Origin of the sequence: Ferrovum myxofaciens (genome assembly GCF_013181415.1) — a bacterium.
GTDB classification, from domain to species: domain Bacteria; phylum Pseudomonadota; class Gammaproteobacteria; order Burkholderiales; family Ferrovaceae; genus Ferrovum; species Ferrovum myxofaciens.
The window spans coordinates 374,159-399,285 of sequence record NZ_CP053676.1; the positions used below are offsets into that span (position 1 = coordinate 374,159).

The following is a 25,127-nucleotide window of genomic DNA, read 5'->3' on the forward strand; positions in this document are numbered from 1 at the left end:
ATTCAGAAAATTGACCGCAAAACGGACAACCCGTTTCTGATTATAACCTGAATCGTTCTTTTTCTGGGCCAGGTTCAAACAGACCGTTCCAGGGGAACTCCAAAACCCAACGGGCTGATTTTTGATTCCAACGACATTCCCTTGCGCGCGCGCATGAGAATATGCCGCTGTAGTTGGGAGGCGGTCATTACCAGTTGGGCGATTTTTCCGCCCCGTCCTGTCCCTTGAATAACCAGTCCCTGTGCGGGATCGACCAAGGTAACGGCGCGCAATGCTTCGTCCCGTTCCAAGGCCATCAAAATCACTCCTCGTCCCCGGGCTAGTGTTTTTAAATCGTCCAGCGGAAACAACAGGAGGCGCCCCCCTTCGGACAGGGCGGCGACATGGGTTTCCCCTGCCCTTCGACGCAGAGGGAGGAGCGGAGTTTCCCCGTCTTCCAAGGTCAAAAAAGATTTTCCTCCCCGGACACGGGATACCAGATCTTCTTGCGCCACCATGAAGCCGTTCCCTCCAGACCCAGCCACCAAATATTGTTCTCCCGGCAAAGCCACGAAGGCCTGGGCGACTCGCGCGCCCGGTGGAAGATCGATCAAACTGGTGAGCGGAACTCCCTCACCCCGACCTCCGGGAATATCCGCACCCTTGAGGGTATAGACCCGGCCCTGGGTATCCAGAATAAAGAGCGGATGGATGGAACGGGTTTCCTGAACGATCCAGGCTTCATCCCCGGCCTTGTACGAAAACTGAGCACTGTCCAGGTGATGCCCTTGGCGGGCACGAATCCAGCCTTGACGGGACAGGGTGACCGTCATCGGTTCATCCAGCACTGGGGTATCCAGGGACACTGCTGCCTGAGCTTCGATGCGCGTTCTTCGTGCATCTCCATAGGTCGTCAGGTCAGAACGAATTTCCTGTGCAATCAGACGAGCCTGCGCTTCTCTCCCCGACAGAATATGTTGCAACCCTTCCTGCTCGCCACGCAGTTGGGCGATTTCCTGATCGATGCGCACGCCTTCCAGACGAGCCAACTGACGCAGACGGATCTCCAGGATATCTTCGGCTTGTAGCGCACTCAATGGATAGGCCATCATCAAATCCTGCTTGGGATCGTCGGATTCGCGGATTAACCGAATGACCGCATCGATATCCAGCAGAATGCGCTGACGACCTTCCAGGATGTGAAGGCGTCGTTCCACCCGTTCCAGACGGAAACGGGTACGCCGAACCACCGTATGGAAACGGTACTCCAACCATTCCTGAAGAATAGTTTTGAGATCTTTGGGACGGGGGTGCCCATCCCGTCCCAGCATCACCAGATTGAGGGACAGGTTGGTTTCCAGTGGAGTATGCGCCAACAGAAGATTGACGAATGCTTGCGGGTCCTGTCGGCTCGATTTGGGCTCGAAAACCAGACGAACCGAAGCATTTTTGTCTGACTCATCACGCACTAGGTCCAGCGTACTGAGCCACAGGGCTTTGAGTTGGGCCTGCTCGGGAGAAAGCGCTTTCTTACCCTCACGCACCCGGGGGTTGGTCAATTTTTCCACATCTTCCAGCACGGATCGGGTCGATACCCCATGCGGAAGTTCTGTCACCACCACGCGCCATTGTCCCCGTGCCAGCGGTTCGATGTTCCAGCGTGCCCGCATGCGCAAGGTTCCTCGTCCTGTCCGGTAGGCCTCGAGAATATCCTGGGAAGATGAAATGATCTGGCCCCCGCCCGGTAGATCCGGCCCTGGAATCAATGACATCAATTCATCGAGCGTCAACTGCGGATTTTCCAGGAGCACCAATAGGGCTTGAGCCACTTCAGTCAGGTTATGGGAAGGGATTTCCGTCGCCATTCCCACTCCGATCCCTGAAGCCCCGTTCAACAACACCATGGGAAGGCGTGCGGGCAACAGGGTGGGTTCCTGAAAAGATCCGTCATAGTTGGGAACGAAATCCACCGTATCTTCAGTAATTTCTCCCAGCAGTAATTCTGCCAGCGGGGTTAGACGACATTCGGTATAGCGCATGGCCGCCGCCCCGTCACCATCACGGCTACCGAAGTTGCCTTGTCCGTCGATGAGGGGGTATCGTAATGTAAAATCCTGCGCCTGACGAACCAGTGCTTCATAAGCCGCACTGTCGCCATGGGGATGATATTTCCCAATGACATCCCCCACCACACGAGCGGACTTGACGTGCCGTGCCGGACGATACAGCCCCAGTTCGTGCATGGCAAAGAGAATCCGGCGCTGTACTGGCTTCTGGCCATCGGTGACATCCGGCAAAGCCCGTCCCATGACCACACTCATGGCATATTCAAGGTAACTGCGTTCGACGAAGTCCGCCAGGGAAGGAGTCGCTTTTTCCTCGCCAGAGGCGGTGGGAGGGGTATCTGCCACCGGTTCCTCCAATCCGGCAAAGAGATCACCGATCAGGGGAAGTTGATCTGAGGAAGGGAGCATCGCCATCAGATATCCAATGCCAGTGTCACTTCCTGGCGCTCCATCCATTCCCGTCGTGCTGCGGCTTCTCCCTTGCCCATCAAACGATTGAATAACAGGTGTGTGTCTTCCCACTCCCCGTCCTTCAAGGAAAGCGTGAGAATTCGACGGGTTTCCGGATTCATGGTGGTTTCCCACAACTGTTCGGGGTTCATTTCCCCCAACCCTTTGAATCGTCCCACGGTCCAGCCTCCTGAACGTACGCCCTCGGTTTTGAGACGTTCTTCCAACCCCACCAGTTCCGCCTCGTCGAGGGCGTAGAGTTTGCGTGCCGGACGCTTGCCCTGTGCCGAGACATCCAGTCGATACAGGGGAGGATTAGCGACGCAGATATGACCACCGGAAACCAGAGCAGGAAAATGAGTAAAAAACAAGGTCAACAGGAGTACCTTGATATGGCTACCGTCCACATCCGCATCGGCCATGATGATGATCCGGTCATAACGACGTTGAGACAGATCCACCGGATCCCCGCGGGCATGGGGATCGATGCCCAAAGCCACCGCAATGTCATGGATTTCCGTATTGGCAAACAGACGTCCCTGTTCCACTTCGAAACTGTTCAGGACTTTGCCCCGCAGTGGCAGGATGGCCTGGGTCAGTTTATTGCGCGCCATCTTGGCTGACCCCCCAGCGGAGTCCCCTTCCACCAGAAACAACTCCCGTTCGTCGATCCGTTCAGACTCGCAATCCGTCAATTTTCCCGGTAAAACAGCCACCCCACTGCTCTTGCGTTTCTCTATTTTCTGACCAGACTTCATGCGCGCCATGGCCTGACGAATAACCAGATCAGCCAGGGCCTTGCCATGCTCTACATGCTGATTGAGCCAATGTTCAAAGGGATCGCGCACCAGGGTGGACACCAACTTCAAAGCTTCCCGACTGGTCAGTTTATCCTTGGTTTGCCCTTGAAACTGGGGATCCAGCATTTTGATCGACAGGATGAACTGAAGCCGGGCACTGACGTCTTCCAATTGCAAACGCACGCCTCGTGGTAACAAACCATGATGTTCGATGAAAGATTTGAGTGCTTCGAAAAGACCCGTGCGCAGGCCCGCCTCATGGGTCCCGCCCAGCGAAGTGGGAATCAGATTGACAAAGGACTCTCCTTGCAAGGACCGGGTTTCATGCCAGGAGAAAGCCCAGGACGCACCTTCTCCCGGCGCAAAACTATCCCCTTCCTCGACCCCGAAGAATCGCTCGCTCGTAAAAACCGGAATCAGCAAGGGGTCTTCACCCATTCTTTCAGACAAGTACTGTTCCAAACCTCCTGGATAATGCCAGGTTTGTTCGAGGAGACGACCATTCCCTTCCCTCTTGAGCCGTACGCTGACTCCGGGCAACAACACAGCCTTGGAGCGTAGTCCTCGCTCCAGTTCGGTCAAGTTGATCAGGGGTTCGTCAAAGTAACGGGGCTCCGGCCAAACCCGTACGCGGGTTCCGGTATTGCGCATCCCGCAGGTTCCCTGGACCGTCAAGGGGTCGGTGACGAACCCATCACCAAAGGCCATGAAATGAATCTTGCCTTCCCGCTTGACGGTAACCTCAAGACGCCGTGACAGGGCATTGGTGACAGATACGCCGACACCATGCAATCCTCCAGAAAAGGCGTAAGCGCCCTGTCCCGATTTCTTGTCGAATTTTCCTCCTGCATGCAATCGTGTAAACACCAACTGCACCGTGGGTTCCCCCTCCTCAGGGTGGATTCCGCAGGGAATACCGCGACCGTCATCTTCGACACTGACGGAATCGTCCTCATGGAGAGTCACTTCGATTTTACGGGCATATCCTCCCAAGGCCTCATCCGCCGCATTGTCGATGACCTCCTGAATAATATGAGTGGGGTCTTGAGTCCGGGTGTACATCCCAGGACGTTCCTTGACGGGCTCCAACCCCTTGAGTACGCGTATGCTTCCGTCCCCGTACTGACTATTGTTCGATGGTGCCAGATCCTGAATCATTACGGTCAATTACACCCAAGCAGGCAAATGAAGGTAGTATAACCCCGTAATCATCGCATGAATTTCCATGGTGTGCCAATCCGAATCACTCATGACTGTTTCGCCTCCTCCTCATCACTGGCCCCTCATCATCATAGGTACGGGCTTTGCCGGTCTGTCCATCGCCCTCCACCGCATGAAGGCCGGGCAGGAAGACTTCATCGTGTTGGAGCAGGCCCAATCCCCCGGCGGAACCTGGCGGGACAACCGTTACCCTGGGTGCGCCTGCGATGTCCCCTCTCATCTGTACTCTCTCTCCTGTGCCCCGCCTTGGGACTGGCAACGCAAATATGCAGAAGCACCGGAGATTGAAGCGTATCTGGCCCATCTGGCGCACTCATTGGGCTCCCGAATACGCTATCAGGCACAGGTTAAATCTGCCGCATGGCAGGCACAGAAGCAACTTTGGCAAGTCGAACTCAACGATGGCAGTCGATTGACTTGCCGCTTCCTGGTGGCAGGAGTCGGGCCTTTGAGCGAACCGGCCTGGCCTGATTTGCCGGGTTTGAAAAATTTTACCGGGCCGCTTCTGCATACCGCCCGCTGGCCCAAGGATCAAACTCTGAAAGGACAGCGGGTCGGTCTGATCGGCACCGGCGCATCTGCCATCCAGGTGGGGCCGGCATTGGCGCAGGAGGTCGCGCAGTTGATCATTTTTCAGCGCACGGCACCCTGGGTCGTGGATCGCAAGGATCATTCCTATGCCACGGGAACCCGCAGGCTTCTCCAAAGGTTACCTTTTCTACGCCAGACGTACCGCGCCTGGCTCTACCTCACCCGCGAACTCAAAGGATTGGCTTTTCTCTGGCCAGGTCTGATGCACAGGATCGAGGGGGGGGTACGACGAAATCTGGCTCACAAAGTCGCCAATCCCCAGTTGCGCCAGAAAATCATGCCCACAACCCCCTTGGGGTGCAAACGCATCCTGCTCTCTGATACCTGGTGGTCTACTCTGGAACTTCCCCATGTCACCCTCGAAACCGATCCCATTCATCATATCGAGGCCGCCCATCTGGTGACTGAAACCGGTGCCCGCCACGCCCTGGACGTGCTGGTGCTGGCCACGGGATTCCGTTATCAGGACAACCCCATGGCCCGTCTTTTTAAAGGAGAAAACGGCCTCACTCTGGAAGAGTTCTGGAAAAAGCAACGGAGTGCCTATCTGGGGATGATGATGCCTTCGTTCCCCAATTTTTTTCTGCTGACGGGTCCCTTCACCGGATTGGGGCATAATTCCATCGTTTTCATGATCGAGTGTCAAACGCGCTGGATTCAGGCGGCCCTGGCTCATGTCACAACACAGAGAAAAAATGAGTTCAGGGTACGTGCGCAGGTTTATGAGGCCTTTGCGAAAGAAATGAACCAGCGTTCGAAAAAGACGCTCTGGATGCAGGGGTGCCAAAGTTGGTATCTGGACCCTGCGGGACGCAATACCGCGCTCTGGCCGGGATTTTCCCTGAGTTACTGGTGGCGTACTCGCCATTTCAACGCAAAGGACTTTGAATATGCATAGTCTCCCTCACCTGATCCGGATGGGCCTGTGTGGACTTGGTTTGGTTTTGATTCCACTTTTCGTATATCCGGATGAAATCGCCATCGTCAATGACTTTCCTTCCCGGCCCGCACTCAGAATAGGTCAGGAATATCAGAACCGTTACCCCATGCCGGCTCTGCGCAGTGGGTTCTTTCAATGGTTGCTCACCCACTGGTGGCGCGAACTGGATCATGCCTCCGATCACCCTCCTCAACCGGTGCAAGTCAATCTCCAGGCGCTGACCCATCCCGGACTGGCTCCGCAAGTCACCTGGATTGGCCATTCAACCCTCCTACTTCAGGTGGATGGGCTAAATATCCTGTTTGATCCCATCTTTTCCAACTACGCCAGTCCTCTCCCTCCTTTAGGTCCCAGACGTTACCAGCCCCCTGGAGTTTCCTTGGCTGATTTGCCCCATATCGACGTGGTGATGGTTTCCCATAACCATTATGATCATCTGGATTTACCCAGTATGCGTGCCTTGGCCCGTCAGCGCGGCGGCCCTCCCCGGTTCCTGCTGCCCTTGGGCAATCGATCCTGGTTCCTCGACAATGTGCCAATCCCTGGGGCAGACCCGGGTTCACAGGTACTGGAGTTGAACTGGGACCAACACGTCACCCTACCGGGACGACAGGGCCCCGTCGAGTTTCATTTCGATGCCGTACAACATTGGGCTACCCGCAGTCTATTCGACAAGGATGAGACTTTATGGGGCAGTTGGGCCGTATTATTCCCCCACTTCCGTTTTTGGTTTTCCGGTGATCTGGGACATTCCGAGGATACCCATGATATCGGGGTCAAGTACGGTTATTTCGATTTGGCGGCCATTTCCATCGGTGCTTATCAACCGCATTGGTACCTGCGCCCCTTTCATGTGAATCCGGCCGAAGCCGTCAAAGTTTTCTCCGACATTCATGCTCAGCGCGCGTTCGGAATCCATTGGGGGACCTTCCCTTTGAGCGATGAAAATCCAGATCAGCCTCCCCAGGACCTCGATAAAGCCCTGAAACAGGCAAGCATCCCCCGTGCCAACTTCACGGTTCTTCCTCTGGGACAAATCACGACGTATTCTCTCCCCCTGCTCTCTTTGACTGCACCGAGGACTCCATGACACGCCCTTCACTCCCGGAAGAATGGAAAACAGTCGCTCAGGACATTGCCCGTGCCTGGATCGATCAACTCTGTCTGCCCGTTCCAGCACATGGCCCCACCAACATCGCAACTGCCTATCAATTGCAGGAGGCCATTCTGAACCATCTGAAGGAACCCATCGGGGCCTGGAAAGTGGGGATCAACCCCGATGGAGGAGTGTGGGGCTCACCCCTGCCCTGCACAGCGCTTAAAACCTCACATTCTCTTTTATCTTTTCCTCCTGGGGCTATCCGGGGCCTGGAGGTGGAACTGGCCTTCCGTCTCTCGCCAAAAGTTCTCGAAGAGAAAAAACCTATGTCTGAAGAAACGTTTTTGCATGAAGGTATCCTTGAAATGGCTTGTGCCATTGAAGTGGTTTCCAGTCGTTTTCTGGGTTGGCCCCATATTCCTGAATTTTGGAAACTGTCAGACCTGCAGAACCATGGCGCGCTTTTGCTGGGTTCGCCTGCACCTTATGACCCGGATTTCCCCTATCTGACCCCGCCCGTCTCTCTTCAGGTAGGAGGCAACGAACAGGCCAAATTCCCTTCCGGCAACCCTGCCGGGGACCCGCGCACCCTTCTCCAACCCTTTCTTCAACAATGTCGCGAACGAGGCATCCCCATGGAACCTCATCACTGGATTACCACGGGGAGTTATTCGGGAGTTTATTTTATCAAGAATTCCGAATGTATTCAGGCAACTCTGGGCGATCTTGGCCCATTGACCGCCACTTTGTTGTCGTCATCCCGAGAGTCGGCTACAATGGACAAGTCTGCTTGAAATAGACAAGCCAGTTTGAAAGGAGAGTGTCATGAAACCATGGATTCGTACCGTGATCGTTAATGTCTGTTCCCTTACCTTGCTGGGGGGGAGTCTGGTGGCCCATGCCGAACTCATTCCCAGCACCCAACTCAACCCGGCTCCCTCGCCCAGTGCAACCCCCGATGCAAATCGCCCGCTGACACCCGATGAAGACCGTCAAGCCGTACAACACTTTGTAGACCGCGCTGAAGTACAGAAAAAGATTCAAGAATTAGGTCTGGGTTCTATCATTACAGCTCAGCGTCTCTCTCTGCTCAGCGACAGTGAAGCGCGGAATCTGGCCAATAAAATTCGGGAAATGCCGGCGGGAGGAAGTTTCTCCAGTTTGACCACCACGGACATCATCATCATCTTGTTGGTCGCAATCCTGCTCGTTCTGATTGTTTGAATCGTTACAGCGCTGGCGTCTCCCTTCGGGTGCTTGGGCAGCGCTGATCCTCCTGTTGGCTGGATGCGCATCCCATCCGACCCTTCCTGAATTGCCTGAGGCACTCCCCTCCACGGTCATACTCGCCCGGGTACCCTTTTTTCCGGATGACAAGGATTGGTGCGGACCTGCCGCATTGGCCAGTAGCCTCTCCTGGGCAGGACAACCGGTTTCTCCCCAGGAACTGGTTCCCCATGTGTACTCTCCCGCTTTGCACGGTTCTCTGCCCTTGGACCTGATCGGGGCAACTCGCCAGCAGGGCCTCATCCCTTTTCTTCTGACACCCAGTCTTTCTGCGCTGTTGATAGAAGTCGCCCATGACCATCCGGTGTTGATCTTGCAGAAGATCGGATTACTGGAAGGGAGTTGGCACTATGCAGTGGTCATCGGATATGACCTACCCACCCAAACCCTATGGCTTCATTCCGGAACAAAGGAACGTCTATCGGAGACCTTTGCTGAATTTGAGAAATCCTGGCGCCCTGGAGGAAATTGGGCTCTGGTTATTACCGCTGCGGGCACGGTGCCTGCCAGTGCCACGGAAAATACCTATCTGACACAGATTGTGCCCCTGGAAAATTTTGCTCCCAATCTGGCTGCACAGGGGTATCACAACGCCCTGACACGCTGGCCGGAAAGTTACCGCGCCTGGATGGGATTGGGTGCCCTGGCTTTTCAGGCCCATCGTTACCCGGAAGCGCTGGTAGATTACCAGGAAGTCACTCGGGCACACCCCTTGGAAGGCGATGCTTTTAATAATCTGGCGGAAACCTGGCGCGCACTGGGAAACCTTCCGGCTGCCCGTGAAGCGATCACCAAGGCTCTGTCACTGGGCGATGTTCATCGCTCTCTCTATGAAAAAACCCTTAAGGAAATCAACGAGACGCAGGAAAAATAAGGCGAAGAAAGAGTTGGAGGCGCGAGCCGGAGTCGAACCGACCTACATGGATTTGCAATCCAGTGCATAACCGCTTTGCTATCGCGCCTGGGGAAAGAATGAAAATGGAGCGGGAGACGAGTCTCGAACTCGCGACCTCAACCTTGGCAAGGTTGCGCTCTACCAACTGAGCTACTCCCGCGAAAGATCAACATTCTAACCATCTCTTGAGTTGGCGTCAAATCCCCTTTCATATTTAGTGATCTCACCACTGGCCAATAGTGGTACATTACCCATGGGGCTTGGCGTGTGGCCCTCTTATGACATCATGATTTGGAGGATCCATGTTTTTTTCTAATAAAAAGAAGGATGATGCGTGGCACAAGGAACGTCGTGGGCTAGAGCAACAGTTGGAGCAACAACAGTCCGAAGTGGAACGTTTGCAAGGATTACTGGAGGACAAGGAACGTCAGTTGCAATCAAAAGTTCAGGAGTTGGCGCTCAAACAATCCTTACTCCATCATTTGGACAGTTTCGGACATTCCATCACGGATGTTCAAACCAGTTTTGCGGGATTGTCCGAATCCATGCGGCGCGAGGAAGAACAAGCGATCAAGGCCCAAGGTGTCTCGATCACCAGTCGTACCGCCGTGGAAAGAATTTCCACTAATTTGGTCGCACTGTCCTCGGCTTCTCAGAAAACAGCCGAACAGGTGGATCGTCTCGATGGACGAGCCCAGGAAATCATCCGGATCATTCAGTTGATCAAGGAAGTGGCTGACCAAACCAATCTGCTGGCCTTGAATGCGGCCATCGAGGCTGCCCGCGCTGGCGAACAGGGACGTGGATTTGCAGTGGTTGCCGATGAGGTGCGCAAACTGGCAGAGCGGACGGCTAACGCCACCGGAGAAATTTCTCGTCTGGTAGAACAGATTCGTTCCGACAGTTCCATCAGCCGCACCCAAATGACCCAGTTAGCCCAACAATCCGTGGACTACAGTCATGAAGGTCAAGAAACCGCCACTACCATGCGTTCTGTTCTGGATATCTCCAGCAGCATGGAGAAAGCCATTGCTGCAACAGCCCTGCGCGCCTTTTGTGAACTGGCCAAGATCGACCACCTGGTCTTCAAGTTTCACGTTTATCGGGTCTTGCTTGGGATTTCTCATGAAAAGTCCCACCAGTTTTCCAACCATACCCAATGCCGTCTGGGCAAATGGTATTACGAAGGGGAAGGACGGGCAAATTTCTCAAAATTTCCAGGCTACAGTGAAATCGATGCACCTCATGTTCAGGTACACGAGCATGCTCTTCGTGCTCTGACTGCTCATGAAGGAGGTCAGCATGCCTTGGTGGCCAATCATGTGGAAAAGATGGAGAGCGCCAGTCTGGGGGTTATGACCGGACTGGAAAAGATGGCGGCCAGCAGTGAGGCTCACAGCGACATTCTTTGCGCCACTCAGGAACAATAAGCATGCTTCAAGTGCGGGTGGCTGCTCCCGCCTTGATCGCCATTTGGAGATAGTAGGCCATGGAGATCAAGGTTAGTGCGGAAGCCACCCAAAGAGCGAAGGAACCAATCCAGTGACAGGGAATGAAGCCGAACAGGGGATGGTCGTACAGTAGAAAAGGGATTGCCACCATCTGTGCAGCAGTTTTCACTTTACCCAAAGTAGAAACAGCGACATTGGCACTCTTGCCGAGATGAGCCATCCATTCGCGCAAGGCTGAAATGGTGATTTCCCGACCGATGATGATGAGAGCCAGAACCGAGGGGGCGCGTTGCAGGTCTACGAGAACGATCAGGGCGGCCATGACCATCAATTTATCTACCACAGGATCGAGAAAAGCTCCAAATGCAGTGGTCTGGTTAAGGCGACGCGCCAGGTAACCATCGAAAGCATCGGTCAAAGCGGCGAGCACAAAGAGAGCAGCCGCAGCCAGTCCAGAGTAAGGAACCGCTAGCCAATGATCCGGAAAATAGGATACGCCCACGAACAATGGGATCAGTAGCAGGCGCAATAGCGTGAGCAGATTGGGAATGGTCATCAACATGATGTGCTCATTCTACCCATTCCTGTCCGGTGCGCCATGTAAAGTCACATATATTTTACGGGCCAGAGCGTCTCCAATGCCAGAAACTGCCGCCATATCTGCTTCACTGGCCCGTTCCACTCCCCTCAACCCCCCAAATTGCTGCAATAAGAGATGTCGGCGTTTATCTCCTATGCCCGGAATATCCTGCAACAATGAATGTTCCTGGCGTTTTTGACGGCGCTGACGATGTCCAGAGACGGCAAAACGATGCGCTTCATCCCGAATCGCCTGAATCAAATGAAAACCAAGATTTTCCGGAGCCAGATGTCGTTCGGTAGCGTGACCTTGTATCCACAGAGTCTCTGCGCCAACCTTTCGGGCGGGTCCCTTGGCAATGCTTAATACGGGGATCTGCAGGTCTAGGATCCGCAATACCTCAGTGGCCACGGCGAGTTGCCCTTTACCACCATCGATCAGAAGAAGATCAGGGAGTGGAAGCGATTCCCCCCGATCTCGATAGCGTCGTTCCAGAGCGACTCGCATGGCGCCATAATCATCTCCGGGAGTGATGCCATCGATGTGATATTGGCGATAGGATTGCTTGTGGGGGCGGCCCTGCTGGAAAACCACACAGGAAGCCACCGTTGCCTCGCCTTGCGTATGACTGATATCGAAACATTCCATGCGCATGGGTAGAGCGTCCAGTTCCAACACTTGCTGTAGTGTCTGCAAGCGTTGTTCTTCGTGCAGACGCTGCGATTGGTGCTGAGCCCAGGCCTGTTGCGCATTGGTCAGCGCTCCCTCCAACCAGACACGACGCATTCCACGGGGAGCCTGGACCCACGAAATACGCCGCCCAATTCTTTCGCTCATCCACTGCAGCAATTCGGAAGAAGGCACAGGATGATTTGAAATGATCTGGGCAGGGGGAGGATATTCTCCATAATGTTGAGTCAAAAAAGCTTCCATCACCTGGGCAACCGTGGCGGTCTCGGCATGATCGGGAAACAGATTTCGGTCGCCGATATGGCGTCCTTGGCGAATCATGGTCAAATTCAGAACGAATTCCTGCTCTTGGCATACCAGGGCTAATATATCCACATCTCGTGCCACCCCTGTGGAAACGGTTTGCTGGGTGAGCACCTGTTGAATGAGGGAAATGCGATCACGCAAAAGTGCTGCATTCTCGAAATTCAATGCCTGGGCCTCTTGATTCATGCGGTCTCGCAGGTCATTCAAAATCCTCTGCTCCTTTCCCTTGAGAAAATCTTCGGTTTGCTGAATGGCCAGAGCGTACTCGGCGGCTCCGATCAATCCGACGCAAGGCGCAGAACATCGCTTGATTTGATACTCGAGACAAGGGCGGGTTCTATTCTTGAAAGTGCTTTCATCACAAGTTCTTAAAAGAAATAGCTTCTGCAAAAACTGAAGTGCAGAGCGAGCCGCCCAGATATTGGGATAGGGACCGTAGTAATGATGGGGAGGATGCAGTTTTCCGCGATACCAGGAAAGCCGGGGAAATTCATGAGAACTCAACTGAAGGTACGGGTAGGTTTTGTCATCCCGAAAAACGATGTTGAAGCGGGGCCGATAAGTCTTGATCAAATTGCTTTCCAGCAAGAGAGCCTCGGTTTCAGAGGTCACGAGGGTCACTTCGATGGTGGCAATCAGAGAAACCAGTAAACGAATGCGCGGATTTTCCGATTCCCGTTGAAAATAGGAATCCACGCGCCGCTTTAATTGGCGCGCCTTACCGACATAAAGCAATTTTCCCTGGTGGTCGAAATAGCGATAGACCCCGGGTTGATTGGGGAGTGTGGCTCGGTAGTCGGCCAGAGAGCCTGGTTTGGTCATGCAGGACGGCGCAATTCCGGTTGCAGTGTAATCTGCTCGATGCCGTGCTGATGGATCAGGCGGGCTCGTAAAAGAGTCAATAATTCCGGCCAGTTGGTCAGCGCCTCCACCTCCAGATGCGCCGAAAGTGCCATCATCCCAGAAGTCAATGTCCAGATGTGCAGATCATGGACTGCAATGACCCCGGGTGTGTGCGCCAGTTGTTCACCGACCTCATGCAACGAAACAGTTTTGGGTACCCCTTCCATGAGTACGTGCACTGATTCAGACAGAATCTGAAATGTGGAGTTAAGCATCAGACCGGCAACCACCAGGGATAGAATGGGATCGATGGGCATCCACCCTGTTTGCCAGATGATGAACCCCGCAATCAGGGCTGCCAAAGAGCCCAGAAAATCCCCCAACACATGGATCAGCAATGCTCGAGTATTGAGCCCTTTTTCCATGCGTGACAACATCCAGCCATTGAGGGTATTCAAAATCATCCCCAGCACGGCCACCCCCATCACGGGAAAGGGATGAACGGGGGAAGGATGGGTGATGCGTTCAAAAGCTTCTACCGAAATGATGCCGATCACGCCCAGCAGCAATAACCCATTCAGAGCCGCAGCGATGATTTCTGCCCGTTGCAAACCATAACTGTGACGTTGGGTGGGGGGTCGTTTACCGATCCAGACCGCCAGAGTTCCCAAGCCCAGTGACAGTGCATCGGAAACCATGTGGCCCGCATCGGAAAGCAACGCCAGGGAACCCGACCACCATCCTGTGAAAGCCTCTACCAAGGCAAAGGCAACCGTCAGAATCAGTGCAACCAACATGGCTCTAGTCGTGGCTGGACGAGCTCCATGATGAACATGGTCCGCAGGATCGTGATGCTGGTGCGCCTGCTGCGTTCCTCTCTTCGTGTGACTCCGGTGTCCTGATCCCTGTCCATGGGAATGGGAATGATGGCCCAACCCCATGTTATTCTTCCATGCCCTGAAGACGCCGGTGCGCCTCATGATAGTCTCGTTCCCGTTGGAAAAGTGGCGCATCGGAGGTAGCGCGCATTTTCATCCAGCGTTGTTCAAGTTGCGGCGAAAAATAAATTCTTTCCAAACTTTCAAGCACTTGTTCAGAAGCTGATACATCATTGCACACCAGAACGGCATCGCAACCCGCATCCAAGGCCAGGTGGGTACGTTCCTCCGCCCCTCCTCCCCAGGTAACGGCACCACCCATGGTGAGATCATCGCTAAGGATCATGCCTTCGAATCCCCAGCGTTGGCGTAACAGTGTCTGCAACCAGAAGGGGGAAAAGCCGGCGGGTTCCGGTGCAATGGCAGAATACAGAACATGCGCCGGCATGAGTGCCCCCACTCCCGCACAGTCCAGTAGCGCCCGGAATGGAATGAGATCGGCGGATTCCAGTTCGTCCCAGGTGCGTTCATCCACAGGCAAACCGAGGTGGGAGTCCACAGTCACGTGACCATGACCAGGAAAATGTTTGACCACGGCACTCATACCCTGCCCACGCAATCCCCGTACCAAAGCTCGAGCCAAGGCGCAAACGCGCGTTGGCTCACGGTGCAATGAACGATTTCCAATCACTGCACTGCGTCCATAATCGAGATCAAGAACCGGCGTAAAGGAAAAGTCGACCCCCAATTGGGTCAGTTCCCAGGCCAGGACCGTTCCACAATCGGTGGCCCATCCTTCGGCCCGCGCGGGATCCTGCTCATGGAGAGCACCCACGCTTCCCATGGCCGGGATCGCCGTCATCTCTGCGCGAAACCGTTGCACCCTGCCTCCCTCATGGTCCACCGCCACCAGCAATTCGGGACGCACGGCGCGCAGGGAACGGATCAAATGGGTAACCTGTGCCGAATTCTCATAATTACGCGAAAAAAGGATGATTCCCCCAGTTGCAGGATGACGCAATAGATCCTTTTCTTCGGGCCGAAGTTCTAGCCCGGCAACATCCAGCATCACAGGTCCCGGATTCATGTTCCCTCCAGCACCACGCAGGCAAATGCATGAGATTTTTCATCCGTGATGGAAAGCCAGGTTCGGGTAATACCTCTAGCCTGCAACCAGACTCCGAGCGGTTCCTCAAAAACCAGTTGGGGTGCGCCCAACGCATTGTGGGCTGTTCCAATGGACCGCCACAGCACCGGCGCGCGCATGCCCGTTCCAACCGCCTTGGAAAAGGCTTCCTTGGCGGCAAAACGTTTGGCAAGGAAGCGTTCCGGGGCGGCTTGCCGAGAAAACTCTGTCTGTTCTTCCGGTGTCAGAAGGTACTTCAGAAAGCGTTCGCCATGACGCTTCCATACCCCGTCGATCCGCTCCAGGGAAACCAGATCTACCCCCATGCCCAGTATCATGCCGTAGCCCCAAGAATGAGGGCTTTCATTTCACGCACTGCGCTTTCCCATCCTACAAAAAGTGCATGGGCCACAATGGCATGACCTATATTGAGTTCACGAATCAAGGGTAACGCTGCCACCGGTCGGGTATTGTGGTAGTTCAGTCCATGCCCGGCATTGACCCTCAGACCCAGACGGGTGCCCAGTTCGGTAGCATTGCGAATCCGTTCCAACTCCTTTTGTATCTCTTCTTCTCCATCCATTTCGGCATACTGCCCGGTGTGCAACTCCACCACCGGAGCGCCTGCAGCCCGTGCCGCTTCCAGTTGATCCCGATCCGCATTGATGAACAGGGAAACACGCACCCCTGCGGCCGCCAAAACCGTACAGGCATGGCGTACCCGTTCAAACTGCTGAACCACGTCCAATCCCCCTTCCGTGGTCAATTCCTGACGTCGTTCCGGTACAAGACAGGCGTCATGGGGACGGATGCGCGTCGCGATGGCCAGCATTTCATCGGTCACTGCCATTTCCAGATTCATCCGAATGGTCAACACCTCCCGCAGAATTTCCAGATCACGGTCCTGAATGTGACGTCGATCCTCACGCAGGTGCAGAGTAATGGCATCAGCACCGGCATATTCGGCCAGCAATGCGGCTCGTACCGGACTGGGATAACGGGTGCCACGAGCCTGACGAAGCGTGGCAATATGATCGATATTTACGCCCAGTTGGATCATAACGTGGGAATCTCCTGAAGAATACGACGGGTATGCAATTCTTGCCCTCCCAAATGAACCTGGAGCAACCAGCGCATGACCCGCTTACATTCCTGGGCGGAACGTGGGTCCCCATAGTTACCTTTGGCCATGTCCAGCAGGGTCTTGCCGTGGCATTGTACTGCATTCTCCTGGCCCGGTCCGAGCCGGACGACTGCACCATCCCGATCCAAACCATAAAGAACTTCAGCAACCACGGGCAGGTTTGTCAGAGATTCCCGATCCAGAACGGGGGCAACCCCCAGACTTTGCAATAATTCATACTCAAATGTCCGCAAAATGGGTTCCTGTGTCGGCTCCAGCGCCAAACGGAACAATGCCCGTCCGTAGGACTCGAACAGAAGTTCCTGATTATCCTCCGGAACCACCATACGAAAAAGCAATTCATTGAGATAAAATCCACAAAATAATGCCCGTCCCTGCAATAAAGGTTGTCCCCCTTGCCATTCAGCACTTTTCAGAATGCGCAGTCCTTCCTGGCCGTACCATACCAGATGAAGGGGTTGGAAGGGTTGCAATACCCCGCGCAGGGCAGCACGGGGGCGTCGGACGCCCTTGGCTACCAGAGAAATTCGTCCGTTGTGCGGGGTAAGAACCTCCACCACCAGACTGGTTTCGCGCCAAGGAGTGGTATGGAGAACGAAGCCCTGATCTTCGTGGGTCGTCCCGCGTTTTTCAGAAGTCATGACCCAGTTGTTTGAGCAAGGTTCCATCTTCAGCCCAACCGCTCTTGACCTTGACCCACAAACCGAGATAAACCTTCGATTCCAGAAATTTTTCGATTTGCAGACGGGCAGCAGTGCCGATGGCCTTGAGACGACTGCCCTGCTGACCGATGAGGATAGCTTTTTGGCCCGGATTATCCACCAACAGCGTGGCTTCAATTCGAATCAAACGCTCTTCCTGAACATATCGATCGATCATCACTGCCGTGGCATAGGGCAATTCGTCTCCCAGTTGGCGAAAAAGTTGTTCTCTAATGAATTCCCCTACAAAAAAGCGTTCCGTTCTATCACTGACCTGATCCGGTTCATATTGGAGAGGGCCTTCTGGCAGATGTTGGCCGAGATACCGGACCAGAGGGTCCAGGCAGGAACGCTGCAAGGCACTGACCGGGAAAATGGCAGAAAACCGTGTTTCTTCCTGTCTTGCCTGCAAATAGGGAATCATCCGCTCTGAAGAAGCAACCCGATCCACCTTGTTGATTACCAGCAAGGGACGTATCCCTGCAGGAATCTGCAGCAGAATGGCTTGATCTGCAGGAGTCCAGCGCAGTGCTTCCACCACCATGACCACCTGATCCACGGTTCCCAGCGCATCAGTCACACTTCGATTCATGGAACGGTATAGCATTCCTCCATACTGCTGCTGAAAACCAGGGGTATCCACAAAGATCATCTGGACTTCTGGCATGGTCAGGATTCCTTGGACCTGAACACGCGTGGTCTGTGCCCGGCGCGAAGTAATGCTCAGCTTCTGCCCCACTAATTGATTGAGAAGCGTGGATTTACCCACATTAGGACGCCCTACCAGGGCAATGCGACCGACACGCATGATCAGGTCTCCAGTTGTTGAAGGATATTGAGGGCAGCCTGCTGTTCAGCATCGCGCCGACTTCTCCCCTCCCCTAAGGCTTCCTTGCCCTGCATCTGACAACGAACCCGGAAATGGGGGGCATGATCCACCCCTTCGCGTGCCAGCAATTCGTAGACAGGTAAAGGATGATGACGCGCCTGCAGCCATTCCTGAAGACGGGTTTTTCCATCTTTATTGCCACCTTGCTGAAGCGCAGCGGAATCCAGTCCAGCCTGTTCCAAAAGACGGATGATGAGCGGAATCGCCACAGTCAACCCGCCATCCTGGTAGAGAGCTCCGAAAACGGCTTCCATGGTGTCTGCAAGAATGGAGGAACGCTGCCTTCCCCCACCTTGCAGTTCACCACTACCCAATCGGATCACAGGAGCTAGGTCAAGAAACTGAGCCATGCGAAAGAGAGCTTCCCGATTGACCAGAAGCGAACGAACTCGGCTCAATTCACCTTCATCCCAATGCGGATGCCGTTCGTAGAGAACTTGAGCAGCCACCAGATTGAGAACGGCATCTCCCAGAAATTCCAACCGCTCGTTGTGAAGGTTAGAGTGACTGCGGTGGGTCAAGGCTTGCCTGAGCAGGGCAGCATCCTGAAAAGTATAACCGAGTCGTTGTTCCAAACCTGTGGGAGAAGTCACGTCAGGTCCGCATCAGGGAATGGAACGCCCGATCCGGTGGAGATCCTGAAAATTCATCCACACCAGTACCGCCTTGCCTACAATATTTTCATCTGGAACAAAGCCCCAGTAGCGGCTGTCCGAACTGCGGTCACGGTTATCCCCCATCATGAAATATTGCCCTTGGGGAACCTTGCAGGTAAATCCTTCATCTCCATATACGCAAGCCGAACGGAAGGGAAAATCACGAACCTCGGCAAGAAATACGGGAACTTGTCCGTCAAGGGTAATCATTTCATGGAGATGAGTCCCCAGTTTCTCCGTGTAATGATTGAATGTAGCATAGGTCAAAGGTTGATCCACATCCCCGAAGTTTCCATCGCGGACAGTGGGAACTTCCTGACCATTGATGATCAAGTGCTTGTTGATATAGGTCACCACATCTCCCGGTAACCCCACCACCCGCTTGATATAGTTGGTGGAAGGATCCTTCGGATATTTGAAGACCATGACATCGCCCCGTTGCGGCCGGTGCACGGGAATAAATACCCGATTGGTGATGGGCAGACGCAGGCCATAATCAAACTTGTTGACAAGGATAAAGTCGCCAATGCGCAGGGTAGGAATCATGGATCCCGAGGGAATCTTGAAAGGTTCGAATAGAAAAGATCGGACCACGAATACCGCCAGAATGACCGGGAAGAAACTTTTTGAAATTTCCAGCCAGGGCGCATCCTGATGAGCTTCCACCCGCCCCCCCCGGCGCCAGCGCCACCAGTCCCAACCCACCACCAGTCCCGTCAGAATACTGGCGGAGAGAAGAATTTCCGAAAACCCGGTAATCTTGAGCAAGAGACCAAACCCGCACACGAACAGGAGCAACCAGGCACCTTGAATCAGATTGCTCAGAGCCGGACTCAAGGAGGTCTGACGCCGATGCGAGAATAAGTCCCAACCCACCACGGGCACGGACAGAATGAGGCCTGCGATCCCCCAATAAAACAGATCCATCACTTGTTCTCCACTTTCAGGATGGCCAGGAAGGCTTCCTGAGGAATTTCCACATTGCCCACCTGTTTCATACGTTTTTTTCCGGCCTTTTGTTTTTCCAGTAACTTTCGCTTACGCGAAATGTCACCCCCATAGCATTTGGCCAATACGTTCTTGCGCAGGGCCTTGACATTCTCGCGCGCGATGATGTGGGCGCCGATGGCTGCCTGTACGGCCACATCGAACATCTGCCGAGGGATCAACTCGCGCATCTTGGCCACCAATTCCCGCCCACGGTACTGGCTGTTGGCCCGATGAACCACCAGAGACAAGGCATCCACCCGCTCCCCATTGATGAGAATATCCAATTTGACCAAATCGGCCGCACGGAAACTCTTGAATTCATAGTCCAAGGAAGCATAGCCACGGCTGACGGATTTAAGCCGGTCAAAAAAGTCCATGACTACTTCATTCAACGGCAACTCATAGGTAAGCACCACCTGCCGACCTGAGTATTGCATGTCCAACTGAACGCCGCGTTTCAGATTACACAGGGTGATCACGGGTCCCACATAGTCTTGGGGTAACAACATGGTAGCCGTGATGATGGGTTCCCGAATCTCGGCGATTTTGGAGGGATCAGGCAAACGCGCCGGATTCTCGATTTCTATCAGGCTCCCATCCTGCAATACTACTTCATAAACCACGGTGGGTGCCGTGGTAATGAGATCCATGTCATATTCACGCTCCAATCGCTCCTGAACTATTTCCATGTGGAGCAGGCCCAGATAACCGCAGCGAAATCCGAATCCCAGCGCTTGTGAAGTTTCCGGTTCGAAGTGAAGGGATGAATCATTCAAGCGAAGTTTTTCCAGTGCATCACGGAGCGCTTCATACTGGTTGGTCTCTACGGGATAGAGGCCCGCAAATACCTGTGGTTTTATTTCTTTAAAACCAGGCAAGGCGGTTTCAGCCGGACGCAATGCCAGCGTCAAGGTATCCCCGACTCGGGCGGCTTGCAATTCCCGAATGCCTGCAATGACAAACCCCACCTCCCCGGCACCCAGAGATTCTCGAGACAATGACTTGGGTGTGAATACCCCGACTTGCTCACACAAATGAGTGGAGTGTGTGGACATCAATAGTATCTTGTCACGGGGACGCAATTGCCCTTCCATCACTCGCACCAACATCACTACCCCGACATAGTTATCAAACCAGGAATCGATGATGAGGGCTTTGAGCGGAGCATCCACGGAACCCTTCGGTGCAGGAATACGGGCAATGACGGCTTCCAGAACTTCCTCCACGCCAAATCCGGTCTTGGCGCTGATCTGCAGGGCATTGGTCGCTGAAATGCCGATGATATCCTCGATTTCCGCCATCACCCGCTCGGGTTCGGCAGAAGGCAAGTCGATTTTGTTGAGCACCGGAAAAACTTCCACCCCCTGCTCGATGGCGGTGTAACAATTGGCCACGGTCTGAGCTTCCACACCCTGAGAGGCATCCACCACCAGGATGGCCCCTTCACAGGCTGCCAGGGAACGGGAGACTTCATAGGAAAAATCCACGTGCCCGGGGGTATCGATCAGATTGATGCGGTAGGTCTGCCCATCTCTGGCCTTGTATGCGAGGGCAGCAGTCTGGGCCTTGATCGTGATGCCTCGCTCTCGTTCCAGATCCATGCTGTCGAGGACCTGAGCCTCCATTTCGCGAGCCGACAAACCGCCGCACAATTGGATCAATCGGTCGGCCAGAGTGGACTTGCCGTGATCGATGTGAGCAATGATAGAAAAATTGCGAATCAATGACATCCTGCTTCCTGTGTAGACAAAAAAAGGGCATCCAGAGCGATGCCCTTCCGGGTAAGGAGCGCTGGAGCAGCGCCCGCAGACCCGCTATTCTAGCCTGAAATCCAGAATACTCATACTGTTAGAACTCATTGCAGGGGAAGGGTGACAAATTCCGGGGGGCTATCTCCCCGTTTGACGAGCAATGCCACACGCACCGGCCCCTTGATTTTTTCCACCAACTGGTTGAATTCTCGGACCGAATGGCACTCATTGTTGTTCAGCGAGAGAATCTGGTCGCCAGGCTCCAAACCGACCTGAGCTGCCTCACCCCGCACTCCTTCAATAACAACTCCCTCCTGTCCCTCCCCCGGATCCGTCACTGCCAGTCCCAATCGGACCGCTGGTCCGGTGGGTTTCCCCCCGTGGGTCGTTCCTCTGCCCTCGCCCCGCGCGATTTTTTCGGCTGGCATATTCCCCACCAACACTTGCAGTGAACGCTCGGCACCCTTACGCCAGATCACGGCAGAAACCCCGGATCCGGATTTTACCGCACTGACGATGCGCGGCAAATCGGTTTGATTATTCACTGTCTTTCCATCGAAGCGGAGAATGATATCGCCGGGTTGAATACCGGCCCGTTCTGCGGGAGATCCCTTCTGTACGGACACCACCAACGCGCCTTCTGCCTTGGGCAAACCAAAGGAATCCGCCAGTTCCTTGGTCACTTCCTGAATGACCACACCCAACCAACCCCGGCTCACCTTGCCATGAAGACGCAACTCATCGGCTACCTGAAGTGCCACATCGATGGGAATGGCAAAAGACAATCCCATGTACCCCCCCGTCCGGCTGTAGATCTGGGAATTGATGCCGATCACCTCTCCTTTCATGTCGAAAAGCGGGCCTCCTGAATTACCGGGATTAATGGGCACATCAGTCTGGATGAAGGGTACCAGGGTTTCCTGAGGGAGTGATCGTCCTTTGGCACTGATGATCCCTTTGGTCACAGTGCTCTCGAAACCAAAGGGCGCACCAATTGCCACTACCCACTCGCCAACCCGGGCCTTGGCGGGATCCCCTGCCTTGACGGTGGGCAAACCAGTGGCATCGATCTTGAGCAGAGCCACATCTGTTTTAGGATCGATGCCGATGACTTTGGCCTTGAATTCACGTTTGTCGAGCAATTTGACGGTCACTTCATCTGCGCCCTGAACCACATGACCGTTGGTCAGAATGTAACCATCCGGACGAATGATAAAGCCAGATCCCATGGAACTGGATTCCATCCCCGAACCTTGGGGTCCCATTTCAGGTACGGGGATGCCAAAATTGCGGAAAAACTCGAGCATGGGATCGTGTTCGGGAACCTTCGAGTTGGTTTCCCCTTCGGCAGGCGCCTTGGTGATGGCGCTGATATTGACCACCGTATTGGATTCATGATCTACGATGTCGGTAAAGTCAGGCAGATTTTCGGCCTGCACCAGTCCCGTACCCAGCACCAATAGTCCAAGCAGTAACAATCGTTTCATCAGTGTGTTTCCTCCGTTATAGTCATGGATTGTCCTATGGCGGTGACAACCTCCTGAGGCACTTCTCCTACCACCACGATGCGATGTTGCCCCACCGTTCCGGAATAATAACTCAGTGCACTGGATTGAATTCGGGCCTGTACTGGGCGGAAGCCTTCCCCTTGTAATGGCCTGATGAATACGGAAAAGGAAGATAACCCATCAGAAAACACAAGATGTTCGAAGGGTGCTCCCGGCACCGCCGTGGATTGAATGGACATCTGCAGAATTTTACTGAAACCCGGAGGCAACGCCTGAATATCCCACTGATAGGACAGATGATCCGCCACCGGGGGAGGGAAAAAAACTTTTTTCCATTGGATTGAGTCCGGATAAGTGGGTTTCAGAAGTTCTGCCGACATAGGATCATCCTCGGAAACTTCAGTAAAAAGTAAGGTTTCCAAAGGTTCATGGTGCTGATCATAGGTTACTGCCTTGAGGATCAAATCCGTATCCACATCCGCACAAAACTCGTGATCGAAGCGCTGACGGTCCCGTGCGCGGAGCAAGATGCGCCGACACTCCCGTCCTGCCACGCGATTCATTCCGACCTGGGAAACATCATAATATCGGAGGTATTGCTCATAGGGAACTTCTATCAGGGCCGGGAAAAGATGCCGGGTATAACCTTTCTCGATGCGAATCTTGTGTTGTACCGGGTAGTAGCAGCGTGTTTCCTTGCCATCCCGAGTGATTTCCCGAGGACGCCCATCCAGCACCTCGATGCGAGTCAGTTCCTCTCCGTGAATGCGGGCATGCAGGATTTTGGATGATTCTATTTCGCTGCCCCTCTGAACCACATAGGTACCTCGGTAGGATTGATCATGGGCCGCATGGCTCAAGCGACTGAGCAAAGAAAGCGACTCACCGACGGGTTCGGGTTCGGATCCAGCCTGCCCCACCCCACTAATCAGCAATCCGATGACAGGAATGATCCCTTTGCCAAGTACCTTCATGATCGAGAAACCTGCTCTTCCCGTACCCACTATCGTTGAGCAATTGTTTGTGGTGTATAATCAACGGTTTGAAACTCAGACAAAGGGGAACCCTGCCGATGCAATGCGACGAAGGTCTGAATATCCTTGTCAGAAACACCGTTTTCAATCGCGGCAGGCGCACTTTGCCCGTTTTGGGCGATAACCGGATTATTCGGCAAACCTGGTCGGAGCAAGGCAGTGGTCAAGACCACAACGGCAATGGCAGCAGCCATGGCCAACCAGCGTCGTTGTGACACCCCATCCAGCGGCAGGGGGGGGGCCATGGAGGATTTACCGAGCACCAGTACCGTCGGTTCGTCCTTGAGTGCCTGAGCTATCCGGCTGTGCAAGCGCGCCGGGGGCAACCGGGAATCACGCAACGTTTCGCCGATTAAATGAAAGGCGTGCCATGACTGCTGCAAGTCTGGATCGTGACGGCATCCCCCCAGCAACCGAGGTAGTTTCTCATCGTCCAACTCCCCATCCATGGCCGCTGACAAGCGCTCCAGTTCCATATCTTCCATTACCATCTTTTGCTCCCCAAAACCTCCAACAAGGGTTTCAATTTATGCGAAATGGCTTCTCGGGCCCGAAATATACGGGAACGCACCGTTCCGATCGGACAATTCATCATGGTTGCAATGTCTTCGTAGGACAGCCCTTCGATTTCTCTCAAACGAATGGCCGTTTTCAACTCTTCCGGAAGCGCTTCCATACTGTCGTTAACGGTACGCGCTATCTCGCGACTCAATAACTCTGCCTCCGGGGTATTCACGTCCTGAAGGAGATCATTGCCTTCATAGTATTCGGCTTCTTCCACCCCGATGGATGCGGGCATGCGACGCCCCTGATTCATGAGATGGTTTTTTGCAGTATTGACACCGATGCGGTAAAGCCAGGTATAAAAAGCCGAGTCCCCACGAAAGGAACCCAATGCGCGGTAAGCCTTGATGAAAGCATCCTGCGTCACATCCTCGGCTTCCGCCGGATCACGAACCAGTCGTCCCACCAAGCGCAGCAACTTGCGCTGATACTTGATGACCAATAACTCAAAAGCCAACTTATCCCCACGCTGCGCTCGCTCCACCAACTGTTGGTCGATTTCCCGTTCGGTGGGTACAGGCGCCAAAACCACGGATTCCTGTGCCCCAGAGTCCCCGGCGGGAGAGCGCCCACCAGGGTGGGAAGCCAGGGATAACACGCGCGCAGAGGTTTGTGGGGGCATGGCATCATCCTTGTTGTCGGTTTGCATCCTGTCCTCCGTTGACCATTTCCTCATCCAATTGGTTCC

Annotated in this window: 23 protein-coding genes, 2 tRNA genes and 1 pseudogene; 7 read left to right on the plus strand and 19 right to left on the minus strand. The window is 54.2% G+C overall.

Annotation, left to right across the window (positions count from 1 at the left end; genetic code table 11):
- Nucleotides 1-74: 74 nt before the first annotated feature.
- Nucleotides 75-2,459 carry a DNA topoisomerase IV subunit A gene (gene parC, locus HO274_RS01755; RefSeq protein WP_200874319.1) on the minus strand — a complete coding sequence of 795 codons (2,385 nt, stop codon included), beginning with the start codon at nt 2,457-2,459 and terminating at the stop codon, nt 75-77.
- Entirely contained in the window at nt 2,459-4,453 is a 1,995-nt protein-coding gene (locus HO274_RS01760) for a DNA topoisomerase IV subunit B (protein ID WP_197456331.1), read from the minus strand. Before HO274_RS01760 ends, parC begins: the two co-directional genes overlap by 1 nt.
- Before the next feature lie 91 nt (nt 4,454-4,544).
- Between HO274_RS01760 and HO274_RS01765 the strand changes: the two genes are divergently transcribed.
- From HO274_RS01765 to HO274_RS01785, 5 genes are read left to right on the plus strand one after another with little or no spacing between them, the layout of a single operon-like run.
- Nucleotides 4,545-6,005 (plus strand): flavin-containing monooxygenase, encoded by a 1,461-nt coding sequence (locus HO274_RS01765; protein ID WP_031596105.1) that lies wholly within the window; start codon nt 4,545-4,547, stop codon nt 6,003-6,005.
- A complete protein-coding gene (locus HO274_RS01770; RefSeq protein ID WP_051862001.1) occupies nt 5,998-7,137 on the plus strand; it encodes an MBL fold metallo-hydrolase in 1,140 nt (379 codons plus the stop codon). The genes HO274_RS01765 and HO274_RS01770 overlap by 8 nt, the downstream gene beginning before the upstream one ends.
- Nucleotides 7,134-7,940 (plus strand): hypothetical protein, encoded by an 807-nt coding sequence (locus HO274_RS01775; RefSeq protein WP_051862003.1) that lies wholly within the window; start codon nt 7,134-7,136, stop codon nt 7,938-7,940. The genes HO274_RS01770 and HO274_RS01775 overlap by 4 nt, the downstream gene beginning before the upstream one ends.
- Nucleotides 7,941-7,971: 31 nt before the next feature.
- Complete coding sequence (locus tag HO274_RS01780) at nt 7,972-8,370, plus strand: PA2779 family protein (protein WP_051862006.1); 399 nt, start codon at nt 7,972-7,974, stop codon at nt 8,368-8,370.
- Complete coding sequence (locus tag HO274_RS01785; RefSeq protein WP_051862007.1) at nt 8,363-9,307, plus strand: PA2778 family cysteine peptidase; 945 nt, start codon at nt 8,363-8,365, stop codon at nt 9,305-9,307. The genes HO274_RS01780 and HO274_RS01785 overlap by 8 nt, the downstream gene beginning before the upstream one ends.
- A 14-nt stretch (nt 9,308-9,321) precedes the next feature.
- On the opposite strand, the gene HO274_RS01790 is transcribed toward HO274_RS01785, so the two are convergent.
- A tRNA-Cys gene (locus HO274_RS01790) sits at nt 9,322-9,395 on the minus strand.
- 17 nt (nt 9,396-9,412) lie between these two features.
- Nucleotides 9,413-9,488: transfer RNA gene (locus HO274_RS01795), tRNA-Gly, on the minus strand.
- 385 nt (nt 9,489-9,873) lie between these two features.
- On the opposite strand from HO274_RS01795, the pseudogene HO274_RS13470 reads away from it, so the two are divergent.
- Nucleotides 9,874-10,299, plus strand: a pseudogene (locus HO274_RS13470) (methyl-accepting chemotaxis protein); the annotation flags it as partial.
- Between the two features lie 45 nt (nt 10,300-10,344).
- The gene (locus HO274_RS13475) at nt 10,345-10,758 is read left to right on the plus strand and encodes a CZB domain-containing protein (RefSeq protein WP_227509444.1); all 414 of its coding nucleotides are present in this window, start codon (nt 10,345-10,347) and stop codon (nt 10,756-10,758) included.
- Between the two features lie 7 nt (nt 10,759-10,765).
- Here the strand turns inward: HO274_RS13475 and pgsA are convergent, their stop codons facing one another.
- From pgsA to rpoE, 15 genes are all read right to left on the minus strand, one after another.
- Nucleotides 10,766-11,341 (minus strand): CDP-diacylglycerol--glycerol-3-phosphate 3-phosphatidyltransferase, encoded by a 576-nt coding sequence (gene pgsA, locus HO274_RS01805; protein ID WP_031596117.1) that lies wholly within the window; start codon nt 11,339-11,341, stop codon nt 10,766-10,768.
- Nucleotides 11,342-11,353: 12 nt separating this feature from the next.
- Nucleotides 11,354-13,177, minus strand: a complete 1,824-nt coding sequence (gene uvrC / locus HO274_RS01810) for an excinuclease ABC subunit UvrC (protein WP_031596119.1) — start codon at nt 13,175-13,177, stop codon at nt 11,354-11,356.
- Nucleotides 13,174-14,178 (minus strand): cation diffusion facilitator family transporter, encoded by a 1,005-nt coding sequence (locus HO274_RS01815; protein ID WP_273120910.1) that lies wholly within the window; start codon nt 14,176-14,178, stop codon nt 13,174-13,176. Before HO274_RS01815 ends, uvrC begins: the two co-directional genes overlap by 4 nt.
- Nucleotides 14,141-15,163, minus strand: coding sequence for a beta-N-acetylhexosaminidase (nagZ, locus tag HO274_RS01820; RefSeq protein WP_273120912.1), 1,023 nt, complete (start codon nt 15,161-15,163; stop codon nt 14,141-14,143). The genes HO274_RS01815 and nagZ overlap by 38 nt, the downstream gene beginning before the upstream one ends.
- Complete coding sequence (gene acpS, locus HO274_RS01825) at nt 15,160-15,540, minus strand: holo-ACP synthase (protein ID WP_031596123.1); 381 nt, start codon at nt 15,538-15,540, stop codon at nt 15,160-15,162. Before acpS ends, nagZ begins: the two co-directional genes overlap by 4 nt.
- Nucleotides 15,537-16,262 carry a pyridoxine 5'-phosphate synthase gene (gene pdxJ / locus HO274_RS01830; protein WP_031596124.1) on the minus strand — a complete coding sequence of 242 codons (726 nt, stop codon included), beginning with the start codon at nt 16,260-16,262 and terminating at the stop codon, nt 15,537-15,539. The genes acpS and pdxJ overlap by 4 nt, the downstream gene beginning before the upstream one ends.
- On the minus strand, nt 16,259-16,987 hold the full coding sequence (gene recO / locus HO274_RS01835; protein ID WP_031596125.1) for a DNA repair protein RecO: 729 nt from the start codon (nt 16,985-16,987) through the stop codon (nt 16,259-16,261). Before recO ends, pdxJ begins: the two co-directional genes overlap by 4 nt.
- On the minus strand, nt 16,977-17,855 hold the full coding sequence (era, locus tag HO274_RS01840) for a GTPase Era (RefSeq protein ID WP_031596126.1): 879 nt from the start codon (nt 17,853-17,855) through the stop codon (nt 16,977-16,979). The genes recO and era overlap by 11 nt, the downstream gene beginning before the upstream one ends.
- 2 nt (nt 17,856-17,857) lie before the next feature.
- Nucleotides 17,858-18,529 carry a ribonuclease III gene (gene rnc, locus HO274_RS01845; RefSeq protein ID WP_197456322.1) on the minus strand — a complete coding sequence of 224 codons (672 nt, stop codon included), beginning with the start codon at nt 18,527-18,529 and terminating at the stop codon, nt 17,858-17,860.
- A 12-nt stretch (nt 18,530-18,541) separates the two neighbouring features.
- Complete coding sequence (lepB, locus tag HO274_RS01850) at nt 18,542-19,519, minus strand: signal peptidase I (RefSeq protein ID WP_082783101.1); 978 nt, start codon at nt 19,517-19,519, stop codon at nt 18,542-18,544.
- Nucleotides 19,519-21,312 carry a translation elongation factor 4 gene (gene lepA, locus HO274_RS01855; RefSeq protein WP_273120920.1) on the minus strand — a complete coding sequence of 598 codons (1,794 nt, stop codon included), beginning with the start codon at nt 21,310-21,312 and terminating at the stop codon, nt 19,519-19,521. The genes lepB and lepA overlap by 1 nt, the downstream gene beginning before the upstream one ends.
- Before the next feature lie 125 nt (nt 21,313-21,437).
- Nucleotides 21,438-22,820 carry a Do family serine endopeptidase gene (locus tag HO274_RS01860; protein ID WP_273120923.1) on the minus strand — a complete coding sequence of 461 codons (1,383 nt, stop codon included), beginning with the start codon at nt 22,818-22,820 and terminating at the stop codon, nt 21,438-21,440.
- Nucleotides 22,820-23,815 carry a MucB/RseB C-terminal domain-containing protein gene (locus HO274_RS01865; RefSeq protein WP_273120926.1) on the minus strand — a complete coding sequence of 332 codons (996 nt, stop codon included), beginning with the start codon at nt 23,813-23,815 and terminating at the stop codon, nt 22,820-22,822. The genes HO274_RS01860 and HO274_RS01865 overlap by 1 nt, the downstream gene beginning before the upstream one ends.
- A gap of 29 nt (nt 23,816-23,844) precedes the next feature.
- Nucleotides 23,845-24,366, minus strand: coding sequence for a sigma-E factor negative regulatory protein (locus tag HO274_RS01870; RefSeq protein ID WP_273120929.1), 522 nt, complete (start codon nt 24,364-24,366; stop codon nt 23,845-23,847).
- Entirely contained in the window at nt 24,360-25,088 is a 729-nt protein-coding gene (gene rpoE / locus HO274_RS01875) for an RNA polymerase sigma factor RpoE (RefSeq protein ID WP_273120931.1), read from the minus strand. Before rpoE ends, HO274_RS01870 begins: the two co-directional genes overlap by 7 nt.
- Nucleotides 25,089-25,127: the final 39 nt, after the last annotated feature.